The following is a 2,609-nucleotide window of genomic DNA, read 5'->3' as shown; positions in this document are numbered from 1 at the left end:
GGATAAGGGCGACCGATGAAAGACGCTCAAGGAAGTGGAGATTCCGAAATCTCCCAATGTAGCTAGGGTTCAAGCTACGTCCCCACCCGAAGGAGCACTTCGAGATGGATATGGCGGTTTCGACTACCTTATTCCCGAATCGATTTGTTTCATAGCTAGAAGGTAATGCGTAACCAGTGACATATACCGCATGGTGATGGGTCGTTAGGGGAAGAATCATGATTGTTGATGAAAAGAATCGTTGTAAGCGTCGTTAACATGGATATTCCTGCTAAAGCGGTAATGGGAATACTAGCTCCAAGGATTAGTTCAATTTGTCCTGAACAATCGATTATAAGCACGACTTGCTTATAGAACCCCACGGACTCGGCGTAAAGACGGCAACCAAAGATTCATATCTTCCTTGTGTGTAACCGGGTAAGCCGAGATTGAGTCCTTAACACAGGTCGATAAGTTAAGGTAGCCAAATCGTAAGAGGAGGTATAACTCTCAGTCCGGTAGAAGTCTGAACCAAGCAAATGCCAACAATCCGAAAGGAAACAGGAAATCGCCTAGGGCGTATAACTGGTTGGATAAAGGGATTTTCCCTCAACTTGAAAGAGTGCTGAATTTCAGAGCTGATTCCGAGCGGACGGAATTACATACTTAATACACCTTCATTGTAATGGAAAAGATAGAACCGAATTCAACCGAAAACGGTATCGTAACAAAACAAACCACCGACTGGCATACCATCAATTGGAAAAGAGCCTATCGGACGGTCAGGAAATTAAGACGTAGGATATTCCTCGCGACTCGCGAAGGCAAATGGAGAAAGGTGAATAAACTACAACGCTTAATGCTGCGTAGTTACTCCAATATACTTATTTCCGTGAGACAGGCTGCACAACTTAAATATTGGCAAAAACACCCCTGGCGTAGATAAAATCGCCAATCTAAATCCCAAAGTCAGGGCAGAGATGGTCGATGCTCTCAGCCGATATAAAACATGGCAGCCAATCCCGACAAAACGTGTGTACGTACCTAAGTCCAACGGTAAAAAACGTCCATTAGGAATTCCTTGCATGATTGACAGATGCATACAAGGCATGGTCAAAAATGCACTAGAACCTCAATGGGAAGCCACCTTTGAACCAACATCATACGGATTCAGACCAGGCAGAAGTACCCATGATGCACGACAAAGGATATTCCTTAACATCAAAGGCGAGAAAAACCGTAAATGGTGGGTACTAGATGCAGACATTTCAGGATGTTTTGACAACATATCCCACAAACCATTAATGGATGCAACAGCAAACTTCCCTGCCAAAAAACTTGTGGAACAATGGCTCAAAGCGGGGTACATCGATAAAGGTGTATTTCACAACACAGAAACCGGAACTCCACAAGGGGGAATAATCAGCCCACTACTAGCTAACATTGCCCTACATGGCATGGAAGATGCATTAGGAATTAGGTACAAACGGATAATAAACAAAAGGACCTCTTCCGGAGAATCTTGGTCCAACACCTCCAAACGGAGTCTAATCCGCTACGCCGATGACTTTGTTGTTCTAACAGAAAGCAAAGAAGATGCGATGGAAGCTAAGGCAATACTCTCCGAGTGGTTGACTGAAAAAGGATTAGAACTATCCGAGGAAAAGACCAACGTAAAACATCTAACCGAAGGCTTTGACTTCCTGGGCTGGAATTTCCGTAAATACCAAACCACAAAACGCAAATCGGGTCTCATAACTCTCATCAAGCCTTCCAAAAAGAACGTGCAGAAATTCAAGGATGAACTCAAGAAACTCTTTGGAACCTCTAAAGGAGTACCAACCACCAAGGTAATCAAAGACCTCAACTCCAAAATCCGGGGATGGGGCAATTACCACGACGGTGCAGTATCCAAAGAAATATTTTCAGATTTGGATAATTACATATCTTGGAAGCTAAAACGATGGGGTAAACGGAAACATCACAATAAATCATGGGAATGGATAGCCGATAAGTATTTCGGTTGCCTATGCCCAGGTAGGGATGATAACTGGGTATTTGGAGACAAATCCGAAAAACATGCATACGTGCATAAACTCCGATGGATACCTATCCAACGTCACACGCTTGTCCAACACACTTTCAGTCCCGATGACCCAACTCTGGTCGAATACTGGGAAAAGCGAAGCCTTAAGCAAAGAAAAAAGACAGCGAAAGGAAGGTTCACGAAGGGTAAGGATAAAATAGCAAACAGACAGAACTACATCTGTCCTGTCTGCAATCAGCCTCTAGAGGCTTTTGATGAAATTCACGTTCATCATATAACACCATCACACCTCGGTGGCAAAGACACATACGATAACATGATTTATCTACATCAGGACTGCCACCATTCCATCCATGCCTTGGGTGCTACTAATCCAGACATACAGAAAATGCTGAAAGCCGGGATAACAAAACCCTCCAAGACACGGAACAAAAGCCAAAAGGTACAAAACCGCAAGTCAAGGAAAAGAAGTAGCAATGATAAGTGAGTTCTTTTGGAATTGGTTGCGCCGTGTACTTGGAGACTTGTTCGCACGGTGCTTTGGGGACGAAGCGGGAGCAATCCCGCTGACTTACCCGATTTA

At 44.0% G+C, this 2,609-nt stretch carries 3 protein-coding genes; 2 read left to right on the top strand and 1 reads right to left on the bottom strand.

What is annotated here, in order from left to right:
* A partial coding sequence (locus tag F6K53_RS36960; RefSeq protein ID WP_293047883.1) for a hypothetical protein occupies positions 1-220 on the bottom strand: 220 nt, incomplete at its 3' end.
* Positions 221-664: 444 nt separating this feature from the next.
* On the opposite strand from F6K53_RS36960, the gene F6K53_RS36955 reads away from it, so the two are divergent.
* On the top strand, positions 665-925 hold the full coding sequence (locus F6K53_RS36955) for a reverse transcriptase N-terminal domain-containing protein (RefSeq protein ID WP_293030640.1): 261 nt from the start codon (positions 665-667) through the stop codon (positions 923-925).
* Positions 926-959: 34 nt separating this feature from the next.
* Positions 960-2,513 (top strand): group II intron reverse transcriptase/maturase, encoded by a 1,554-nt coding sequence (ltrA, locus tag F6K53_RS36950; protein ID WP_293084512.1) that lies wholly within the window; start codon positions 960-962, stop codon positions 2,511-2,513.
* Positions 2,514-2,609 lie beyond the last annotated feature (96 nt).

The organism is Moorena sp. SIO4A1 (assembly GCF_010672065.1).
Taxonomy (GTDB): Bacteria; Cyanobacteriota; Cyanobacteriia; order Cyanobacteriales; family Coleofasciculaceae; genus Moorena.
This window is presented reverse-complemented; position numbering and strand designations above follow the sequence as displayed.